The 21,275-nt window shown below is 62.3% G+C and carries 19 protein-coding genes; 7 read left to right on the forward strand and 12 right to left on the reverse strand.

Features of this window, described 5'->3' with window-relative positions; all coding sequences use genetic code 11:
* Window positions 1-229 precede the first annotated feature (229 nt).
* Entirely contained in the window at window positions 230-883 is a 654-nt protein-coding gene (locus VSX56_RS07900) for a sulfotransferase family 2 domain-containing protein (protein ID WP_434096021.1), read from the reverse strand.
* Window positions 884-1,021: 138 nt separating this feature from the next.
* Here VSX56_RS07900 and VSX56_RS07905 point away from each other — a divergent pair, with 138 nt between their 5' ends.
* Window positions 1,022-2,041, forward strand: a complete 1,020-nt coding sequence (locus VSX56_RS07905) for a hypothetical protein (RefSeq protein ID WP_350936216.1) — start codon at window positions 1,022-1,024, stop codon at window positions 2,039-2,041.
* 47 nt (window positions 2,042-2,088) lie between these two features.
* Here VSX56_RS07905 and VSX56_RS07910 read toward each other — a convergent pair whose 3' ends face one another.
* From VSX56_RS07910 to VSX56_RS07930, 5 genes are all read right to left on the reverse strand, one after another.
* Window positions 2,089-3,594: an SPOR domain-containing protein gene (locus VSX56_RS07910; RefSeq protein ID WP_350936218.1), complete on the reverse strand. Its 1,506-nt coding sequence runs from the start codon at window positions 3,592-3,594 to the stop codon at window positions 2,089-2,091.
* A 68-nt stretch (window positions 3,595-3,662) separates the two neighbouring features.
* Window positions 3,663-4,295 (reverse strand): uracil phosphoribosyltransferase, encoded by a 633-nt coding sequence (gene upp / locus VSX56_RS07915; RefSeq protein WP_339114305.1) that lies wholly within the window; start codon window positions 4,293-4,295, stop codon window positions 3,663-3,665.
* Window positions 4,296-4,352: 57 nt separating this feature from the next.
* Window positions 4,353-5,588, reverse strand: a complete 1,236-nt coding sequence (locus VSX56_RS07920) for a phosphopentomutase (protein ID WP_350936220.1) — start codon at window positions 5,586-5,588, stop codon at window positions 4,353-4,355.
* Window positions 5,588-6,895: a thymidine phosphorylase gene (locus tag VSX56_RS07925; RefSeq protein WP_339114303.1), complete on the reverse strand. Its 1,308-nt coding sequence runs from the start codon at window positions 6,893-6,895 to the stop codon at window positions 5,588-5,590. The genes VSX56_RS07920 and VSX56_RS07925 overlap by 1 nt, the downstream gene beginning before the upstream one ends.
* A complete protein-coding gene (locus VSX56_RS07930; RefSeq protein WP_339114302.1) occupies window positions 6,895-7,287 on the reverse strand; it encodes a cytidine deaminase in 393 nt (130 codons plus the stop codon). The genes VSX56_RS07925 and VSX56_RS07930 overlap by 1 nt, the downstream gene beginning before the upstream one ends.
* A gap of 206 nt (window positions 7,288-7,493) precedes the next feature.
* Here VSX56_RS07930 and VSX56_RS07935 point away from each other — a divergent pair, with 206 nt between their 5' ends.
* From VSX56_RS07935 to VSX56_RS07945, 3 genes are all read left to right on the forward strand, one after another.
* Window positions 7,494-9,770 (forward strand): NADP-dependent malic enzyme, encoded by a 2,277-nt coding sequence (locus tag VSX56_RS07935; protein ID WP_350936223.1) that lies wholly within the window; start codon window positions 7,494-7,496, stop codon window positions 9,768-9,770.
* Window positions 9,771-10,005: 235 nt separating this feature from the next.
* Entirely contained in the window at window positions 10,006-11,901 is a 1,896-nt protein-coding gene (locus VSX56_RS07940; protein ID WP_350936225.1) for a propionyl-CoA synthetase, read from the forward strand.
* Window positions 11,902-12,240: 339 nt separating this feature from the next.
* Window positions 12,241-13,626, forward strand: coding sequence for a sigma-54-dependent transcriptional regulator (locus VSX56_RS07945; RefSeq protein WP_350936227.1), 1,386 nt, complete (start codon window positions 12,241-12,243; stop codon window positions 13,624-13,626).
* 4 nt (window positions 13,627-13,630) lie between these two features.
* On the opposite strand, the gene VSX56_RS07950 is transcribed toward VSX56_RS07945, so the two are convergent.
* Window positions 13,631-14,392, reverse strand: a complete 762-nt coding sequence (locus VSX56_RS07950) for an NAD kinase (protein ID WP_339114298.1) — start codon at window positions 14,390-14,392, stop codon at window positions 13,631-13,633.
* 182 nt (window positions 14,393-14,574) lie between these two features.
* On the opposite strand from VSX56_RS07950, the gene glyA reads away from it, so the two are divergent.
* A complete protein-coding gene (glyA, locus tag VSX56_RS07955) occupies window positions 14,575-15,867 on the forward strand; it encodes a serine hydroxymethyltransferase (RefSeq protein ID WP_350936229.1) in 1,293 nt (430 codons plus the stop codon).
* Window positions 15,868-15,963: 96 nt separating this feature from the next.
* Here the strand turns inward: glyA and VSX56_RS07960 are convergent, their stop codons facing one another.
* A complete protein-coding gene (locus tag VSX56_RS07960) occupies window positions 15,964-16,335 on the reverse strand; it encodes a hypothetical protein (RefSeq protein ID WP_339114296.1) in 372 nt (123 codons plus the stop codon).
* Window positions 16,336-16,432: 97 nt separating this feature from the next.
* On the opposite strand from VSX56_RS07960, the gene VSX56_RS07965 reads away from it, so the two are divergent.
* Window positions 16,433-17,194 (forward strand): alpha/beta fold hydrolase, encoded by a 762-nt coding sequence (locus VSX56_RS07965; RefSeq protein WP_350936233.1) that lies wholly within the window; start codon window positions 16,433-16,435, stop codon window positions 17,192-17,194.
* On the opposite strand, the gene VSX56_RS07970 is transcribed toward VSX56_RS07965, so the two are convergent.
* From VSX56_RS07970 to VSX56_RS07985, 4 genes are all read right to left on the reverse strand, one after another.
* Entirely contained in the window at window positions 17,191-17,529 is a 339-nt protein-coding gene (locus tag VSX56_RS07970) for a hypothetical protein (RefSeq protein WP_339114294.1), read from the reverse strand. The genes VSX56_RS07965 and VSX56_RS07970 overlap by 4 nt on opposite strands.
* Before the next feature lie 68 nt (window positions 17,530-17,597).
* On the reverse strand, window positions 17,598-18,452 hold the full coding sequence (locus VSX56_RS07975; RefSeq protein ID WP_350936235.1) for a metallophosphoesterase family protein: 855 nt from the start codon (window positions 18,450-18,452) through the stop codon (window positions 17,598-17,600).
* Window positions 18,449-19,420, reverse strand: coding sequence for a diacylglycerol/lipid kinase family protein (locus VSX56_RS07980; protein ID WP_350936237.1), 972 nt, complete (start codon window positions 19,418-19,420; stop codon window positions 18,449-18,451). Before VSX56_RS07980 ends, VSX56_RS07975 begins: the two co-directional genes overlap by 4 nt.
* Before the next feature lie 82 nt (window positions 19,421-19,502).
* Window positions 19,503-19,814, reverse strand: coding sequence for an antibiotic ABC transporter (locus tag VSX56_RS07985; protein ID WP_339114291.1), 312 nt, complete (start codon window positions 19,812-19,814; stop codon window positions 19,503-19,505).
* Between the two features lie 309 nt (window positions 19,815-20,123).
* Between VSX56_RS07985 and VSX56_RS07990 the strand changes: the two genes are divergently transcribed.
* On the forward strand, window positions 20,124-21,263 hold the full coding sequence (locus VSX56_RS07990) for an efflux RND transporter periplasmic adaptor subunit (RefSeq protein ID WP_350936240.1): 1,140 nt from the start codon (window positions 20,124-20,126) through the stop codon (window positions 21,261-21,263).
* Window positions 21,264-21,275: the final 12 nt, after the last annotated feature.

Consider the following 21,275-nt stretch of genomic DNA (forward strand, 5'->3'; position numbering starts at 1 on the left):
GCAGACCGCACAGCAGGATTTTTTACTTCCGAACCAGTTCTCAACCCAAACACAACCAAACTCCATCGCTAAGTCCCTCAACTCCGAGGGGAACTGACGCTAGTTTCAACCTTGCGTAGTGGAAATACGACGGCGCAATTAAGGTTAATTAAAGGCGAAACCTTACGGAAACCCTTCTCTTTAAAGACAAAAGCTTCGAAATGAGGCATCCATTTAGAAATTCAGTCCGTTAACGATTAAATTTATAGTTGAATTGCGCGATATCCTCGGCGCAGATCTCGGCCACAAGATCGACCGAGGAAGAATCATAATACCGACGGTAATCCGCCTCGCGCTCGGAACGGTTGGCGACAGGCAAGACGCCAAGCGCAAACCCCAAATGCGCCTCCAGCGCCGCTACATCCTCGACAAAATGCTCGAGCCGGATGAAGCTGCTACAGCACAGCCCTCCATCGGGCAGCCGCATATAGCTGGCGTAGGAATGCGCCTGAAGGCTGCGCCGGATCAGCGGTTGGGCAAGAAACGCCCCGAAACCATAGGTCTTTGCCGCATGCACCGCCCCATGGTCGAAGCCCTGCCCCCGCAGCCAGTGATAGTAGCTCACCAACCTGTCCCACGGGTTGCGCACCAGCGTGAAGGTAAAATACCGGCGCGCTTCCTCGGGCGTATAGAGACCGATCCCGTCCGACAGTGTGGCATGTTTCCACTTCCGCCCCGCCATCCGCATCCCGTCCACACGCTTGCGGCGACGCAGGGCCTTGGGCGTGTCCCCGATCATCAGATCATCGGCCATCGCCCGCGCCTCCAGCGCGAGCGCAAGCGCCGTGCCCGCAGTCTTGGGAATATGGACGAATATATAGCGGCGGCCATGCGAGACGATCATTCCCCCAATCTGCCGCACAATGCCGGCTTTGGGCAATGGGATTCGCCTCCTTCCCATAAGACACGGCAATCAACCTGATTGACCCTGCACCGCGTTCGTCTATCTTTAATGGCAATGATAAGAACAGAAACGTAGCAGATGGTTTCCCTACCGAAATATGATCGCCTCGAGGCGACTGGTCGCTGGACACAAAGTGCCGAGGCCGCTCCGCAAGAGGTCATCCTCTCTTTCGGTCGCGCCTCTCTGGTCCTGTCCGAGGTCAAGGAAACCCGCTTCATCTCGCATTGGTCGCTGCCGGCAATGGTCCGGATCAATCCGGGCAAGCGTCCCGCCATCTATGCGCCCTCCGAAGAGACCGATGAACGCCTCGAGATCGAGGAAGAAACGATGATCGACGCCATCGAGCGCGTCCATCAAGTGATCGCCGCGCGCAAACCCCATCCTGGACGGCTGCGCGGCGTGCTCTATGCCAGTCTCGCGGTGGCTGTGCTGGGTGGGGGGGGCTTCTGGCTCCCCAGCGCACTGATCAGCCATGCGGCCTCCGTGGCCCCGCCCCCGACACGTCAGGAGATCGGTCAGCATCTGCTACGCGATCTCGTCAAACGCACAGGCGCCCCCTGTGGCGGCGAGGCAGGCAACGAAGCCCTGCGCAAGCTGGCCGCCCGCATTCCCGGCACCGCAGGCATTGCCGTTCTGCCCGAAGGTGTGAGCGGTGTGCGCTGGTTGCCCGGCGGGATCGTGATCATGGGTCAGGATCTCTTGGAGAAATACGATACCCCTGAGGTGGCCGCGGGCGCGATCATCACCGCCGAGGTCGATGCTCAGGCGCATGATCCGCTGCGGCGGCTGCTCGATTGGGCGGGGATCGGCGCGGCGTTCCGGCTCCTGACAACGGGGGCATTGGGGAGCGATGATCTGACGGGCTATGACAGTGTGATGCTGGATCAATCCGCACCACTGCCCGACAGCACCGCGCTGCTGGCGGCCTTCAAGACGGTCGGCGTCTCCTCGACCCCCTATGCCTATGCGCTCGATCCCTCGGGCGAAAAGGTGCAGCCCCTGATCGAGGCAGATCCGTTCAAGGGCGCCCCTGCCCCGATGCCGCTTCTCGATGACAGCCAGTGGGTCGCATTACAGGATATTTGCAACACCGAATGAAAAAGCCGGCCTCACGGGGCCGGCTTTCTTACAGATCGGTCGAACCCTTAGCGGATATAGGCGTCGCGGAAACCGGCCAGACGGGCCGTGCCCAGAGCACCGGAAATGGAACCGCCATCGAAGGGACCCGCATAGACGATCACTAGCCCCTTGGACGTGCGGCTCGAGGCCACCGGCAGACCGCTGGCCCGCAGGCGGGCCTTGGCCGAGGCCGCATTCGAGGCATCCGCATAGGCCCCAACCTGCACGAAGCGCCCCGAGGCGACCACCTTGCGCGTTTTCGGCGCGGGTGCGCTGCGCGGGGATTTTGACGAGACAGAGACCTGCACGGACGGCTGGGGGGCAGCATAGGCCGTAGGATAGGGGATCAGCTTGGCGGGCACGGAGTCATCCCAGAGCTGACGCATCTGCGCATCGCCCGAGGCCGTGCGCGGCCCGCGGAACGGGTTCAGGCGACCATCATCGAAGGCGGGCTCGTATCCGCCCGGGTTCGAGGAGGAAATCGCCACCGGCGCGAGGCTTACCGGCGCATTCGGCGTCTTCACATAGACCTCGCGCGGGATCGCATAGGGCGAGCTAGCGGCATAGGCTTGCTGCGAACTGGCCCCGACCGTCACGGTCTCGGTGCTGCTCGGCACCGGTGCGGGCAGACGGGTGGTGTTATGGTTGATCTTGGCGCGCGACGGAACCGGGGCGTTTTGTGCCACCGCCACACCACCGGCGACATAGGGCGACTGGTAACCGCCCGACGGGTTGCTGCTCGTCCGGACTGTCAGGTTGCCGACATTCGCGGTGTTGATGAAGCTGGCCGGATCCTGCACCGGAGCGCCACAGCGCAACACGGAGCGCCCATCGCTGAGCATATAACGGGTGGCCTGGGCGGGGCTGTTGGGGCAACTCGTCGTTGCACCTGCGACCACCTGTGTGCTGGCGATCGTCACGGCAGGCGCTGCGCCCTGCAGCATATAGGGGGAGACATAGCCCGACGCCGCAGGAGTGCTCTGGGCAAGGACCGTGGGGGCCACGCGGCTCGGCGCGCCGGGAACGGGGGCGGGCACCTGACCTGCGGCAGGCACGGGCTGCGCTGTCGCAACCGCACGTCCGATCCGCGGCGGAGTGGTGGTCAGCGCGATGGTGGGCATCGGCGCATTCCGCCCGCCCTTATAGCCTGCCAGAGGATCGGACGCGGGCTTGGCGGCGGGTTTCGCGGCAGGCGTGCTGGCGGCCATTTTCGGCGCGGGCGCGGGTTTCTCCACGGGCGCAGGCGTGGCCTCGGGCGCGGATTTCGCGATATCGAGAACCTTCTCATTGCTGCCGAAAGTAGGTTTGTAGTTACAGATCGGCGTGCGGTCACGATTCACGCGCGGCACCCAGCGCACCACATTGCCAAAGCCACCCCGCACGAAGACGCAGCCCTGACTATCCACATATTGCCGCCCCTTGTAGGAGGCAGGAGGAAGTTCGGCGGGGGCGCTCTCTTGGGCGAAAGCGGCTCCGGCCGTGCCCAGAACCGCTAGGATCACAGTGCTCGTCAACAGGCGGCCCATACGCATATTCCATCCTCGAGGTAGAAGTTACCTAAAGATGAATGAGGACGGGCCGCAAGTAAAGCTCAAATGGCTTATTTGGTGCCAAAGATACGGTCACCCGCATCCCCTAGACCCGGCACGATATAACCGTGGTCATTGAGGCATTCGTCGAGCGCCGCCGTCACAACCGGCACATCGGGATGGGCTTCCTTCATGCGGGCCACGCCTTCCGGGGCTGCCAGCAGGCAGAGGAAGATGATGTTCTTGGCGCCCTTCTTCTTGACCAGATCAATGGCGGCGACCGAGGAATTGCCCGTGGCCAGCATCGGATCGACCACGATGGTCATGCGCTCTTCCAGAAGGTTCGGCAGTTTGGAGTAATATTCCACCGGCTGGAGCGTCTCGGGGTCGCGATACATGCCCACAAACCCTACGCGCGCGGCGGGGATCAGCTCAAGGATCCCGTCCAGAAGCCCGTTGCCCGCGCGCAGGATCGACACCAGTGCCAGCTTCTTGCCTTCGAGGATCGGCGCATCCATCGGCTGCATCGGGGTGTCGATGCGCAAGGTGGTCAGTTCCAGATCGCGGGTGACCTCATAGGCCAGAAGCAGGCTGATCTCGCGCAGCAGCTGGCGGAAGGATGCGGTGGAGGTATCGGCCTTGCGCATGAGCGTCAGCTTGTGCTGGACGAGCGGGTGATCGACGACGGTGAGATGCTGGCCCATTGGCCTCTCCTTCTTGTGGCTTTCCCTGCGGAACGGTTCGGTCTGTCCCTTATGCTATCAAACGGGACTGTGCAAAAGGAAGCTGTTCCCCGTTTTTTGCATAGCTGGCACGGAAAGGCCCAGATGGCCGGCAACCGAGGCCGCCACATCGACAAACCCCACCTGCCCCAGCGCCCGCACCCCGAGCCCCGCCGCGAGCACGGGCACCCGCTCGCGGGTATGGTCGGTGCCCGCCCAGGTCGGGTCATTGCCATGATCGGCGGTGAAGATCGCCAGATCGCCCGGACGCAGCGTCTCGAGGAAGCGCGCCGCCCCCCGATCAAACCATTCGAGCGCCCGCGCATAGCCCGACACATTGCGCCGATGCCCCCAGAGACTGTCGAATTCGACGAAATTGGCAAAGGTCAGACTGCCCTCTTCCGCCTCTGTCCCCAGCCGCACCAGATGGTCCATCAGATCGGCATCATTCTTGCCCTTGTGCAGATGGGCAATGCCACGATGGCTGAAGATATCGCCGATCTTGCCAATTGCATGGGTCGTGCGGCCCGCATCGTGCGTCCAGTCCAGAAGCGTGGGGGCGGGCGAAGCAATGGCGAAATCGCGGCGGTTGGGTGTACGGATAAACCTGCCTTCGCTGCCGGTGAAGGGCCGCGCGATGACCCGCCCGATTTTCATCCCGTGCAGACGCGGGGCGATGTCGCGGCAAAGCTGCAGAAGACGCTCGAGGCCGAAGGTCTCCTCATGCGCCGCAATCTGGAAGACGCTATCGACAGAGGTATAGCAGATGGGCCAGCCCGTGCGGATATGCGCGTCGCCCAGATCCTCGATGATATTGGTGCCCGAGGCATGGCAATTGCCCAAGATCCCTTCCGTGCCCGCGCATCGCGCCACGAAGTCCACCAGATCCGGCGGGAAGCTGTCCTGTTTGTCGGGGAAATAGCCCCAGTCCCATGGCACGGGAACACCCGCCAGCTCCCAATGACCCGAAGGAGTGTCCTTACCCTTGGAGATCTCGCTGGCCGCGCCCCATGCCCCTTGCGGTTCGGCCCCAAGCCCGGGGGCCACCTCGCCCGAGGCGAGCCGCACCGCCGCCCCCAGCCCCAACCGGTCGAGCGTTGGCATCCGCAGCGGGCCAGAGCGCCCGTCTTCGGCACGCCCCTGCGCACAGGCCTGCGCGATATGGGCGAGCGTATTGGCGCCGGTATCGGGTGTGCCATCATTGAAAAACGCATCGGCATCGGGGGCACCACCAATCCCCACACTGTCCATCACGATCAGGAAGGCGCGGGTCATCAGGCAAGCCTCTCATGGATCAGCGGTGGCTCTTCGGGGCGGCTGTCGCTCAGCTGATAGGCGGCCTGCACCCGCGCAACCGCGCGTTCGGCGGCCTCGGGAGTGGCGGCATGAACCATCGCCAGCGGCTCGTTCGGCTCGCGGTCCTCGCCGATCATCGCAAGGCTCGACAGGCCGACGCCCGGATTGATGCGATCGCCCGCATTCATCCGCCCGCCGCCCAGCTGCACCACCGTCTCGCCCAAGGCGCGCGTGTCGATCCGCGCGATATAGCCACGGCGCGGTGCCGGCACAGGACGCATTACCGGCACAGAGGGAAGCCGGTCGAGATAATGTTCGACGAAATCATTGGGCCCGCCAAGCCCAGCCACCATCCGCCCGAAGACCTCGGCCGCGCGCCCGCTCTCGAGTGCGGCATCAATCCGCGCCGATCCCTCATCGGCTGTCTTGGCCAGCCCCGCAAGCAGCAAAGCCTCGCCACCCAGGGCCGAGACCACATCCCACAGCGCCTCATTGACCTGATTGCCGGTCAGCGTTTCCATCACCTCGATGATCTCGAGCGCATTGCCGGCCGCGAAGGACAAAGGCTGGTTCATATCGGTGATCAGCGCCGAGGTGCGGCAGCCCGCGCCATTGGCCGTATCGACCAGCGCCTGCGCCAGACCGAGGGACTGGTCATGCCCCGCCATGAACGCGCCCGAGCCAGTTTTTACATCCAGCACCAATGCATCAAGCCCCACCGCCAGCTTCTTCGACAGGATCGAGGCGGTGATCAGGTCGATGCTTTCCACTGTGCCGGAGATGTCGCGGATCGCATAAAGGCGCTTGTCTGCGGGCGCGATCCGGTCATTGGCGCCGATAATCGCACAGCCGACCGCGGCCACCAGATCGCGGAAGCTTTCTTCGTCGGGATTGACCGTATAGCCCGGAATGGCCTCCAGCTTGTCGAGCGTGCCGCCCGTATGGCCCAGACCCCGTCCCGAAATCATCGGCACATAGGCCCCGCAGGCCGCAAGCGCCGGTGCCAGCAGGAGCGAGGTGCAATCACCCACACCGCCTGTCGAATGTTTGTCGACCACCGGCCCGCCCAAATCCCAGCGCATGACGCGGCCGCTGTCGCGCATGGCCTCGGTCAGCGCCACCCGTCCCGAGGTGCCGATCCCGCGACACAGGACAGCCATCGCAAAGGCCCCTGCCTGCGCATCTCCAACCGAGCCGTCCACCAGCCCGCGAGTGAACCATTCAGCGGCCTCCACGCTCAGGCCACAGCCATCGCGGACCGTCTCGATCACACGGCGCGCATCCATCAGGCGTTGTCCATATGGCTCTTGTCGAATTGGCCGGGCAGCAGATCGCCGATTGTCGTCTTCAGCGTGGCACCCGACAACGTGCCCAGCGTAACCGGCGTGTCTTTGGCGCCGAATTCGGCCAGCTTCTGGCGGCAGCCGCCACAGGGCGGGACGGGCGTCGGACTATCGGCAATGACGGCGACTTCGGCCAGCTCGGTCTCACCTGCCGCGACCATTGCCGCAATCGCGCCCGCTTCGGCGCAGGTGCCTTCGGGATAGGCCACGTTCTCGACATTCACGCCCACATAGACCGTTCCCGAGGCCGTGCGTAGCGCCGCCCCGACCTTGAAGTTGGAATAGGGCACATAGGCATTTTCGCGCACCTTGCGCGCAGCATCGAGAAGCGTCATCCCATCATCTCCGGGTCAGCAGACTGTTTGACCGGACTCTGCGCCGAGTAGACAGGCGATGCAAGGCCCCGCCTCCCCGCACAGACGGCCCGCCCCCACGCCGAAGTGATGCGGCCCGCGCGAGACCTGCGACAATTCGCCCCAACAGCCATTTGACCCCACGAGAAAATAGTTTAATACCAAACCAACTCTCATCGGAGGCAAGAATGGAAGACATCCGGTCCGACAAGCCGCGCCATCCGGCGCTCGACTACCACGAATTCCCCAAGCCCGGTAAGCTGGAGATCCGCGCAACCAAGCCCATGGCAAACGGTCGCGACCTTTCCCGTGCCTATAGCCCCGGCGTGGCCGAGGCCTGCCTCGAGATCAAAGCAGAGCCGAAAGATGCCGCCCGCTACACCGCGCGCGGCAATCTTGTGGCCGTGGTCTCGAACGGCACCGCCGTTCTGGGCCTTGGCAATATCGGCGCGCTCGCCTCGAAACCCGTGATGGAAGGTAAGGCGGTTCTGTTCAAGAAATTCGCCAATATCGACTGTTTCGATATCGAGCTGAACGAATCCGACCCCGAGAAACTGGCCGAGATCGTCTGCGCGATGGAGCCCACTTTCGGCGCGATCAACCTCGAGGACATCAAGGCCCCCGACTGTTTCGTGGTGGAAAAGATCTGCCGCGAGCGGATGAATATTCCGGTCTTCCATGACGACCAGCACGGCACCGCCATCGTGGTGGGCGCGGCTGTCACCAACGCGCTGAAGATCGCGGGCAAAAAGCCCGAGGATATCAAGATCGTGTCCACCGGTGGCGGGGCTGCGGGCATTGCCTGCCTCAACATGCTGCTCAAACTCGGTGTGAAGCGCGAGAATGTCTGGCTGTGCGACCTTCATGGTCTGGTCCATGAGGGCCGCAACGAAGACATGAACCCGCATAAGGCCGCCTATGCTCAGAACTCCGACCTGCGGACCCTCGACGAGGTGATCGACGGTGCGGATCTGTTCCTCGGCCTGTCGGGTCCGGGTGTCCTGAAGCCCGAGATGGTCGCGAAGATGACCAAACAGCCGATCATCCTCGCGCTGGCCAACCCCACCCCCGAGATCATGCCCGAAGAGGTGCGCGCAGTGGCGCCCGATGCGATCATGGCCACGGGCCGGTCGGATTATCCGAACCAGGTCAATAACGTGCTCTGCTTCCCCTTCATCTTCCGCGGTGCGCTGGATGTGGGTGCGACCGAGATCAATGACGCGATGAAGATCGCCTGCGTCGAAGGGATCGCCGAACTGGCGCGTATCACCACCTCTGCCGAGGCGGCCGCGGCCTATCAGGGCGAAAAGCTGACCTTCGGGGTGGATTATCTGATCCCCAAGCCCTTCGATCCGCGTCTGATGGGCATCGTGGCGACCACTGTGGCAAAGGCCGCGATGGAAACCGGCGTGGCCGAGCGCCCGCTGCCCGATATCAAGGCCTACAAGCAGAAGCTCGATAGCTCGGTCTTCAAATCCGCCCTGCTCATGCGTCCGGTCTTCGAGGCCGCAGCCCAGGCCTCGCGCCGGATCGTCTTTGCCGAGGGCGAGGACGAGCGCGTGTTGCGCGCGGCGCAGGCGATGATCGAGGAAACCACCGATACGCCGATCCTGATCGGCCGTCCGGAGGTCATGCAGATGCGCTGCGAACGGGCGGGCCTCACGCTGGATCTCAACCAGACCGAGATCGTGAACCCCGAGAACGACCCGCGCTACCGCGATTACTGGGGCACCTATCACGAGCTGATGGCGCGCCGTGGCACCACGCCCGATCTGGCGCGGGCGATCATGCGCACCAATACCACCGCGATTGCGGGCGTGATGGTGCATCGTAACGAGGCGGATTCGATGATCTGCGGCACCTTCGGCCAATATGGCTGGCACCTGAAATATGTGCGCGAGATCCTTGCGCGCGGGGGCCTGCATCCGGTGGGGGCGCTGTCGCTGATGATCCTCGAGGACGAGCCGCTGTTCATTGCCGATACGCATGTGCACCATTCGCCCACGCCGCTCCAGATCATGGAAGCGGTGATCGGCGCGGCTCGCCATGTGCGTCGCTTCGGTCTGGAACCGAAGATCGCGCTCTGCTCGCATAGCCAGTTCGGCAATCTCGACACCGACTCGGGCCGCCGGATGCGCGAGGCGATGGATCTGCTCGAAGCGCATGAGGTCGATTTCTGCTTCGAGGGCGAGATGCATGTGGACGCGGCACTCGACGCATCGGTCCGCGAGCGCCTGCTGCCCAGCTCGCGTATGCAGGGCGCCGCCAACGTGCTGGTCTTTGCCAATACAGATGCGGCCTCGGGTGTGCGTAACATCCTGAAGATGAAGGCCAACGGGCTCGAAGTCGGCCCGCTCCTGATGGGCATGGGCAACAAGGCCCATATCGTGACGCCGTCGATCACCACCCGCGGTCTTCTGAACATGTCGGCCATCGCGGGCACGCCGGTCGCGCATTACAGCTGATCGGCACCGGTTTCCGGAAAGCGGGGCGCTCTCGGGCGTCCCGCTTTTTCATGCGCTTTGCAAATATCGACAGAATTTACAGGGCCCGCCTTCCCCTTCGTCAATTTGCAAATTATTCGCGTATTTCTACGCATGACTATGCAAATATTTTCGGCAAAGGCGCAACTTCAGCGGTAACATTGTTGCTAGGGTTCGTCCTGCATCCTACCAAATAGGGAGGTAGGAGGAGGAACCCATGAATTATAAAGAGGTCTATGAGGGCTGGAAGGCGGATCCGGACGGGTTCTGGATGCAGGCCGCCCGCGGCATCGACTGGGAGAAACGCCCGAGCAAGGCCCTGTTCGACGAGAAGGCCCCCGTTTATGAATGGTTCAGCGACGGGATGGTGAATACCTGCTGGAACGCCGTCGACCGCCATGTGGAGGCAGGGCGCGGCGACCAGATTGCGATCCAGCACGAAAGCCCGATCACCCATTCGACCAAGGGTATCACCTATAAGGAATTACAGAACCGCGTTGCCTCGCTTGCAGGAGCCTTGCGGATGCGTGGCATCGAAAAAGGCGACCGCGTCATCATCTATATGCCGATGATCCCCGAAGCCGTGATCGCCATGCTCGCCGTGGCACGGCTGGGCGCGATCCATTCGGTCGTCTTCGGGGGCTTTGCCGCCACCGAGTTGGCGGTAAGGATCGATGATTGCACCCCCAAGGCGATCATCGCCGCCTCCTGCGGGCTCGAGCCCAATCGGGTGGTCCATTACAAGCCGCTGCTGGATCAGGCGATCGATCAGGCCGCCCATAAACCCGAATTCTGCGTCATCCTGCAACGCGAGCAGGAGGTCGCCAAGCTCGTCGACGGGCGCGATTTCAGCTGGCACGGTTTCCAGTATGGCGTGCGCCCTGCCGAATGCGTGCCGGTTGAGGGCAACCATCCCGCCTATATCCTCTACACTTCCGGCACCACCGGCCAGCCCAAAGGCGTGGTGCGCCATACGGCGGGCCATCTGGTCGCGCTGCAATGGTCAATGAAGGCGATCTACAATATCGAAGCGGGCGACAGGTTCTGGGCGGCCTCGGATGTGGGTTGGGTCGTGGGCCATAGCTATATCTGCTACGGACCGCTTCTGGCAGGTGCCACCACGGTGGTGTTCGAAGGCAAACCCGTAGGCACGCCGCATCCGGGCGTCTTCTGGCGCATCATCCAGAACCAGCGGATCAAGAGCTTCTTCACCGCGCCCACAGCCCTTCGCGCCATCCGCCGCGAGGACCCCGATGGCGAATGGATCCGGCGCTACAAGCTGCATGACCTGCAGGCGATCTTCCTAGCCGGCGAGCGGGCCGACCCCGCGACGGTGGAATGGGCGCAGAAACATCTGGGCGTGCCGGTGGTCGACCACTGGTGGCAGACCGAGACCGGCTGGGCCATCGCGGCAAATCCCATCGGCATCGAGACCCTACCCACCAAACCGGGCAGCCCCTCGGTGCCGATGCCGGGCTATGACATCCATATCCTCGATGATGAGGGCAATCCCATGCCACAGGGCGAACTGGGCGCGATTGCCATCAAACTGCCTCTGCCCCCCGGAACGCTGCCCACGCTGTGGAATGCCGAGGACAGGTTCCGCAAAAGCTATCTGGAACATTTCCCAGGCTTTTACGAGACAGGCGATGCGGGCTATATCGATGCGGACGGTTATGTCTATATCATGGCCCGCACCGATGACGTCATCAATGTGGCGGGCCACCGCCTCTCGACTGGCGCGATGGAGGAGGTTCTGGCCTCCCATCCCGATGTGGCGGAATGCGCGGTGATCGGGGTCTCGGACGCGCTGAAGGGCCAGATGCCGCTCGGGTTTTTATGCCTCAATGCGGGCTGCGGGCGGGCACATAACGAGATCGTCCGCGAATGCCTCGGCCTCGTACGCGAGAAGATCGGCCCCGTAGCGGCCTTCAAGACCGCCTGCGTGGTCGACCGGCTTCCCAAAACGCGCTCCGGCAAGATCCTGCGCGCGACGATGGTCAAGATCGCGGATGGCCAGCCCTACAAGCTTCCCGCCACAATCGATGACCCAGCGGTCCTGACCGAAATCGAAGAGGCGCTGCACGGTCTGGGACTGCCCAAAACCGCCTGAATCCTCTGCCAGGCACCGCGGGACCTGCCCCCGGTGCCTGCATATCCACCCGATGCTGGCCTGATAACCTTTTTCAAAGATCCGTGCGCTAGGACTGGGAAACATAGAGTCCTTTTAAGCGCACATGATCAAATCAGACCTCTTTCTCGCAGCCTCCCCCCGCCGGACAGATTTTCGGAAGGATGCGGCGTTTGATCTGCCCCGGACGCAACTCAACCCAAGGCGGAAAGGCAGTCCGCAGGGCATCCTTGGGGCAATTAGGTTTATGAACCTCGCGATTGTTACGATAAAAGAAACAGTATCCTGTATCACTTGCCCATTAGCCGAAGAACAGCCGGTATGATGAATTCTGCTCCTGTGCCCCTTCCCGACCCCAACCCGACCCCTGTTCTGGTTGTCGAGGATATTGCCAGCGTGCAGCATGTCTATATGGCCCAGTTGCAGAAGATGGGGCTGGTGCCCCATTCTGCCGAGAATACCAGACAGGCAATGGCGCTATTTGCCCAGCACCCCTACCCGCTTGTCCTTCTGGATCTGATGCTGCCGGATGGCGACGGGATGGATCTGATCGCGCAGATGCGCGCAGAAGCTCCCCATACCCAGATCATCGTCATCACCGCCGAACGCATGGCAGAGCGCGCGGTGACAGCGATGCGCGCTGGCGTGTTCGATTACCTGACAAAACCGGTGAGCGAGCCGCGCCTACAGTCCGCGATAAACCGCGCGCTGGCGCAAATCCGCGGCCAGCGCGCCAGTGGCAGCCCGTCTCCGGGGGCGGTGGGCGCCTTTATCGGTCAGTCCGAACAGATGGCCGCGCTTTACGACCGTATCCGGCAGACGGCGACCTCGGATGCCTCGGTCCTGATCGTGGGCGAATCCGGCACCGGTAAGGAAATCTGTGCCGAGGCCATCCACCGGCTATCTCCGCGCGCGGGCAACCCGTTCGTGGTCTTCGACTGCTCGGCCATCCGGGCTGACCGCTTTGAATCCGAGCTGTTCGGCCATATGCGCGGGGCGCTACCCGGTGCAATCTCCGATCATGCGGGGGCTGCCATCCGCGCCGATGGCGGCACGCTGTTTCTCGACAAGCTGACCGAGCTCGACACCGCGCTTCAGGGCAAATTACTGAGATTCTTGCAGAACCAAAAGGTCCGCCCTGTCGGCAGTCCGACCGAGAGACAAGTTGATCTGCGCATCCTCAGCGCCTCGGACATCCCGCAGCAGGACGCCGTAGAGCAGGGCAAACTGCGTGCTGATCTGCTCTACCGGCTCTGCGTTGTGGCACTTCATATCCCGCCCCTTCGCGAGAGACGCGAGGACATTGGCCCGCTGGCCGAACATTTCCTTCGGAAATTCGCCGCACAGGAACAGCGGGGCTTCACCACCATTCCGGAGCAGACATTGCATCGCCTGCAAACCGCCCTCTGGCCGGGAAATGTGCGCGAGTTGATGAACATGATCCGCTCGGCCGTGATCCTCAATGACGGGGATGCGCTGACGCTCGACATGCTGCCGCAGATCAGCGAACCGCCCCCGCAGAATGATACGCCGCTCGACGCGCTGGCAGCGTTCGATGGGGAAAGCCTTGCCCAGATCGAACGGCGGATCATCGAATACCGGCTCGCCCGGAACGATCAGTCCGTGCCGCAGACAGCGCGCGGGCTGCAAGTGGCGCCCTCGACGCTCTACCGCAAGCTGGAGACATGGCGCGCGACCGAAGAATGAGCATTCAGGCGAATTGCTCGTTCATCAGCCGCTCTTCCAGACCATGCCCCGGATCGAAGAGGATACGGTGCGAGATGCGGCGCTCCAGCTCGATCTCGACCCATTTGACCGGATGCACCGAACGGGAATCGGCATCTGCCATCACAGGCCGCTTCATCGGTTCCAGCACCTCGAACCGGACCTTCGCCTGATCGGGCAGAATCGCCCCGCGCCATCTGCGGGGCCGGAAGGACGCGATACCGGTCAGCGCCAGCACCCCTGCCCCGATCGGCAGGATCGGCCCATGCGCCGAGTAGTTATAGGCCGTCGATCCGGCGGGCGTGGACAGGATCGCCCCGTCGCAGATCAGCTCGCTCATCCGTTCGCGCCCGTTCACCGAGATCCGGAGTTTCGCCGCCTGCGGACCAGCACGAAGAAGCGAGACCTCGTTGATTGCCAACGCCTTGTGGATCTCGCCATCCGCGGTCTGGGCAGTCATCGAGAGCGGATGGATCACGGCCTCTTCCGCAGCCTCCAGCCGCGCCTCGAGATCCTCGAAACCATATTTATTCATCAAAAAGCCGACCGTGCCGCGATTCATCCCGTAGACGGGCAGATCCAGCCCCTCATGCAGGGTCTGCAGCATGAACCCGTCGCCGCCCAGAGCCACCAGCACCTCGGCCTGTGTCACCGCGCACTGGCCGTAATGCGCGGTAAGCGCCTTGAGCGCTGTCTGCGCAACCTCGCCACGCGATGCGGTGAAATGGATTTTATTGCGAAAGCGCACGAGCCTTCTCCTTCATTCGACCCGAAGATAGATCAAGCACGGGCATGAAAGGCAATACAATCCCGACCGCAAGTCCTCCCCCTGCCGCCATTCGTCGCATATTTGTCGCCTATAGCGCTTTCCGCCAGAGATTTTCTGCGATAAACGGTGCACGAAAATTCCTTACCCGGGAGATCCGAGAGATGACCGAACAGCGTGATGCAGGCTTCTTCACCGAAAGCCTTGAAACCCGTGACCCCGAGCTGTTTGGCTCGATCCGCAACGAGCTTGGCCGCCAGCGCGACGAGATCGAACTGATCGCCTCCGAGAACATCGTCTCGGCAGCGGTGATGGAAGCCCAGGGCTCGGTTCTGACCAACAAATATGCCGAAGGCTATCCGGGCAAGCGCTATTACGGCGGCTGCGAGTTCGTCGATGTTGCCGAAAACCTCGCCATCGAGCGCGCAAAGCAGCTGTTCGGGTGTGAATATGTCAACGTCCAGCCGAACTCGGGCTCGCAGGCCAACCAGGGTGTGTTCACCGCCCTGCTGCAGCCGGGCGACACCATTCTGGGCATGTCGCTGGATGCAGGCGGCCACCTGACCCACGGTGCCAAGCCCAACCAGTCGGGCAAATGGTTCAACGCCGTGCAATATGGCGTGCGCCGTCAGGATGAGCGTATCGACTATGACCAGATCCAGGAACTGGCCAACGAGCACAAGCCGAAGCTGATCATCGCCGGTGGTTCGGCCATCCCGCGTCAGGTCGACTTCGCCAAAATGCGCGAGATCGCCGACTCGGTTGGCGCTCTGCTGATGGTCGATATGGCGCACTTTGCCGGTCTGGTCGCAGGCGGTCAGCACCCCTCGCCCTTCCCCTATGCCGATGTGGCCACCACCACCACCCACAAGACCCTGCGTGGTCCGCGTGGCGGCATGATCCTGACCAATGACGAGGCGATCGCCAAGAAGATCAACTCGGCCATCTTCCCGGGCATTCAGGGTGGTCCTCTGATGCATGTGATCGCGGCGAAAGCCGTGGCCTTCGGCGAGGCGCTGCGCCCCGAGTTCAAGGTCTATGCCGAGCAGGTCGTGAAAAATGCGCAAGCTCTTTCGGACGAGCTGATGAAAGGTGGCCTGAACATCGTCACCGGCGGCACCGACACCCATGTCGTGCTGGTTGACCTGCGCCCGAAAGGCGTGAAGGGCAACGCGACCGACAAGGCTCTGGGCCGTTCGCACATCACCTGCAACAAGAACGGCGTGCCCTTCGACCCCGAGAAGCCGACCGTGACCTCGGGCGTCCGTCTGGGCACCCCCGCAGGCACCACCCGCGGCTTCAAGGAAGAAGAGTTCCGCCAGATCGGTCGCATGATCGTGAAGGTCGTGGACGGTCTGGCCGCTAATGGCGAAGACAATAACGACGCGGTCGAGGCCGAAGTGCGCGAGGAAGTCGCGGCACTCTGCGCCAAGTTCCCGCTCTACCCGAACCTCTGATCCGGTTCGAACCAACCGAAAAGGCCCCGGAATTCCGGGGCCTTTTCCATATCCGCGCTCAGGATCGCCAGGCGGCCCGCAGCGGGGCCGGCCCTCTCAAAGCTGCCCGTGGGCTATGGCATAAGCCAGCATCGCGCCACCGGTGAGCACGATAAGGAAAACGATCCCCGTGATCACCTTCAGCACCCCCTGCACCAGCCTCTGCTCCGCCCCCAGAGGCTCCAGATACTTGATACAGATACGATAATTCCGGTCGGTCTTTTTCTGATCGACCTGTTTCATCAACTTGGGCGCCCCCATCATCGGCTCGAGCCTCGCCAGCTCGCGGGCGGCCACCCGCACACGGCGTGGCAGCGCGCGGGCACGGTGGTTGATCCGTTCGCCAAGGCTCGCCCCCTTGGCCCCCAGCCGCTTGGCCAGCAGCCTAGACACATGATCCACTTTGTCTTGAAATTCGGCAGGGTTCATCGCGGGCTCCTTTGCAGGCAAGCTAGCCCTGCGACCGCATGGGGACAAGCGTTGAAACCTCTGGCATTGCGCGGGCCCGCGCGCTAGCAATGGGCCCATGTTGAACGTGCTCTCCCAAGGTAGCCCCACTGGCAAGCCCCCGCTTCTGATCGTCCACGGTCTTTTCGGATCCGCCCGTAACTGGGGGGTCATCCAGAAACGCCTGTCGGACGGGCGCGAAGTGCTGGCTGTAGACCAGCGCAATCACGGCGACAGTCCTCAGTTGGACAGCCAGAGCTATTTCGATATGGCCGGGGATGTCGCGCAAGTGATCGAGGCGCATGGCGGCAAAATGGACGTGCTAGGCCACTCGATGGGCGGCAAGGCGGTGATGGTGCTGGCGCTCACGCGACCGGAGCTGATCAACCGGCTGATTGTAGCCGATATCGCGCCGGTGGGTTATGCCCATTCACAGAACTCCCTGGTGCGCGCGATGAAGGGCCTCGATCTGGAGGGGCTGACACTGCGCTCGGAGGCCAATCGCCGCCTATCGGAGACCGTTGCCAGCGAGCCCGTGCGTGCCTTCCTGCTGCAATCGCTGGATCTGAAATCCGAGCCTGCACAGTGGAAACTGAACCTTGATGTGCTGGAACGGGAGATGGACAAGATCGTCGGCTTCCCCGATGTGACAGGCTCCTTCAACGGCGAGACCCTTTTTGTCTATGGCGGCGCTTCGGACTATGTCCGCCCCGAATTCCAGCCGAGGATCGACGCGCTTTTCCCGCAGAACAGCATGGTCAGGCTCGAGGGCGTCGGGCATTGGCTCCATGCCGAGAAACCGCGCGAGTTCGAGGACATTATCCGCGAATTTCTGGATTAAGCCCCACACTCAAGCCGGAACCTCGCCTCGCCCGTATCCCCGGGCAGCGAGGGGGATCTGAGCGGGCCACTCGAGGGGCCGGTCACCTTGCAACCGGTCGTCGCTTCGGCCGCGCGACGCATAAGGGGCGGCACCCGATCACGCTCGCGCAATGTCAGATACCCCATGCGGATCACCTCGGCATCGCCTCCGCGGTCAAACACCACAAAGCGGATACCGTCGAGCGTGATCTCGTGGCGTTCGGCATTGAAGAACTGGGGGGCGGGTTGGGCACCACAGCCTTGCAGGAGCATCGCACATCCTGTGACCACACAAGCAGCAAATTCTCTACGCATGGTGCCCTCCCCTCTTTGACGGAGTAGGCATAGCATGGCCGGATGATGGTTAAGGCTTGGTAAACAGCTTACGGGGCAAAAGCCACCGACCGGATCATATCGTGGGAGGTCGCCTCGATCGGGCTTGGAGAAGCGACCTCCGACCAATCCTGCGCGGTCTTGCGGAAATGCCGCACGGCCTCCGGCGCAAACTTTCCCTCAGAACTCGAAAGATAGCGCGTGATAGACACCTCGCCCGCCGACTGGTGTTCCAGCAGATTGAACATATTGGGAGTGCCCCGCAGCCGCGTCGACAGCCCCGTTCCCGCCTGCACGAACAAAAGCCCGGGCGCTGCGTGGAATGGCGCGGCAGATCCCTCGTGAAGATGTCCCGACAAAACAATATCCGCACCGCATTTCGACAGCCGCCTGAGCGCGTGGGAAGCACCCTCCATCAACTTCTTGTCGGTCTCCGGCCCATGTTCGAGCGGATGATGCATCACAACGATTCGCAGAACATCGCGCGGCACTGCAGAAAAGCTGCTGCACACGCGGCGGATGGTATGCGGGCCGATCCGTCCGCGCTGCCATTTGAACCGGTTGACGGTGTTCACGCCGACCACATGCACACGCGCGTCGCGCCATTCGGGCTCCAGCTCGCGGTCGATCGCCTGCCGGTAACGCCGCCACGGCGTAACAAAGCGCACCAGAACATTATCCAGCGGCGTGTCATGGTTGCCCGGAACCGCCAGCACGGGCGCTTTGATCCGGTTCAGAAAAGCGCGCGCCTGCGCAAACTGATGGCGCCGTGCACGCTGGGTAAAATCACCCGAAACGATCACCAGATCAGGGGCAAGCTCGTCGATCTTGCGCAGAAGAGGCCGCTCCAGCCGTGGATCGGTCTTTCCGAAATGGAGATCGGAGAGATGGATGATACGTCTCATGCCTCCTCGCTCTCCTCGGGGATAACAATGGTCAGCGGCTCGGGGTGCATACGGAATTCGAAAGGCGCGTTCATCCGTGCCTTTTCGCCATCAAAGGCCAGCAGCGCGCGACGTTTGTCGAGCAGGCTGACGGTAAACTCGCGGCAGCGCAGCACATCGTAATCCCGACCCTCCTGCACCTGCCGCGTCACCAGCCGCCATGCCAGCCGGAACAGCTCGCCACGGGTCTTGCCCTTGGCGATGAGAACGGCGAATTTGTCATCGGTGATCGCCCGCACGCCGCGCAATCCGAAGAAATCCAGCTGATAGGCCGAGCGCGCCACGAAAATCAGTGGGGTCGAGCGGGTATCGTGCAGATCCTCAGTCCGGAACTCAACTTTCATAGGTTTCTGGAATTTCAGGAAAGTACGGATCACCGACCAATAGGCCACCAACCGGTGCCGACCCCAGCGCGCATAGATCGCCTCGCGCGCTTTGAGGATCTTGGGATAGATCCCGAGCGAGGCATTGTTCAGGAACACCTGTCCCTCGACAGTGCCAACCCTGATCTGGCGGGTATCCCCTTTCAGGATCTGGCGCGCGGCTTCGGTCGCATCCTCCGACAGGCGCAGACCGCGGGCGAAAAAGTTGAACGTGCCCAAAGGCAGAACCGCCATCGGGACGTTCTTGCCCAGCATCGCCTGCGCCACGGCCATGACGGTGCCATCCCCCCCTGCGGCCACGATCAGTTCCGCGCCATCAGCAATCGCGCGGTCCACGGCTTTCGAAACTTCCTCATCCGGCGCCCAGCGATAGAGCTTGGCCTCATCGCCAAACACTTCCAGAGCGGCTTCAATGGGTTCTCGCGCCCGAGAATTCTGGCCGGATTTGGGGTTGGCGACCACATAGATGCGCAGGAATTGCGCAGTATCGACAGCCAACGGCTCGGGACTGCGAACCTCTTCTACATCAACCTGAGACAGTGACATGCGTGCGAACTCCTGTGATTACAGGGTGAACGCGAAAACGCCCCACGGGTTTCATGGGGCGTTCAAATTCATCGACGCGGTTTCAGAAGACCTGCGCGGGGCCCAGCTTGGATAGGCGCTGCACATTATCCGAGGTATGACGGCTATATTCCTTCACCATCGCACGCATTGCCTGATCCATGGTGCCCCCTGCAAACACGGTGCGGGCGGCGGCTTCGGTCGCGCCGAAACCTGCATCGATTTTCTCGGTAACCATTCGGGTCATTTCATCGGGCGCGGCATGCCAGAGCCCTGCCATTCCCGCCATGCGCATGGCGATCACGGCCTGCGCTTCCCAGCCAAGCCACGCAGTTTCAAGAGGCAGTGAGGCCGAAGCCGTGGGATCGAAGAACATGGGTCACCTTTCTACACCAGACGGGGCCGGCGCAATGCTGCACCTGCAGCATGGCATATTGCTCCCTTACCGTCCATTAACGCGTTTGAGACGCGGTCAGTTACACACGTTTGCGCAAACATGGAAAAGAAACAGCGCCGATACAGCATTTACCTTGCGTCAGTGTTATTTGACCCACAGTTTCTTTCCCCTATGGCACACGAAAACTTTAAGCTTGCTCAAAGAAACGTGACAGAGATAAGAAGACCTAACTGAACCCAATAGTTCAGTTCGATGCTTATTATTCCCCGCAGGCTAATCGGAGCCACCATGTTCAGACGACTCCTCTCCCCTACCATTGCCATTATCCTTCTGATCGTGGTCGCCGGTGGTATCATCGGTTTCAACCTGTTCCGCGAGAAAATGATCGGTCAGTTCTTCGCCACGATGCAGGCTCCGCCCGTCGTGGTCTCTGTCACCGAGGTCCGCCCCGTCACATGGACACCGGGGATCGAAGCCATCGGCACCGCCAATGCCGCCGAAGGCACCGATCTGGCGGTCGAGGCCGCAGGGATCGTGCGCGAGATCAACTTCACCGCCAATGCGGAGGTCAAACAGGGCGATCTTCTCGTGCAGATCGACGACCGTCAGGAGCGCGCCGATCTGGCAGCGGCTCAGGCCTCGCTCGAACTGGCGCAGACCTCGCTTGAACGGGCGCAGAAACTCAGCGACCGCGGCGTTTCGGCCGTCTCCACACTCGATAGCGCGATTGCCGATGCCACCACTGCCCATTCCAGCGTCGAGAAGCTGAAAGCCGTGCTTGAAACCAAACGGCTTCTGGCCCCCTTCGATGGCACGATCGGTATTCCGCAGGTGGATCTGGGCGAATATGCCACCGTCGGCACCACCTATGCCACGCTGCAAAATGCCTCGAAAATGCATGTCGATTTTACCCTCTCCGAGCAGCAGGTCCGCAATGTCTCGGTGGGTCAGGATGTGCAGGTGACCTCCGAAATCGGCGGCATCACCCGCGAGGGTAAGATCGTCGGGATCGAACCCAAGATCGATGCCAATTCCCGTCTGGTCGGGGTGCGAGCGATGATCCCCAACGAGGACCGCGCGCTGACGCCCGGCCAGTTCCTGCAGGTGCGGGTGATCCTGCCGACCGAGGACGGGGTCATCGCCCTGCCGCAAACCGTCATCACCTCGAGCCTCTATGGCGATAGCGTCTATGCGGTGCGCGACGAGCAAAGCGATGGCGAGACACGCCAGATCGTCAAACAGGTCTTCGTGAAACTGGGCCGCCGTTCGGGCGATATGGTCGAGATCACCGACGGCGTGACGGCGGGCGACAAGATCGTCAATGCCGGCCAGAACCGTCTTAATCTGGGGGCGACCGTCACCATCGACAATTCCATCACCCTGCCCGCCGATCCGGGTAGCGATATCGCGCCCGACGCCTCGAAATAAGGACGACGGATC

The sequence above is a fragment of the Thioclava kandeliae genome (assembly GCF_040297545.1).
GTDB lineage: Bacteria > Pseudomonadota > Alphaproteobacteria > Rhodobacterales > Rhodobacteraceae > Thioclava > Thioclava kandeliae.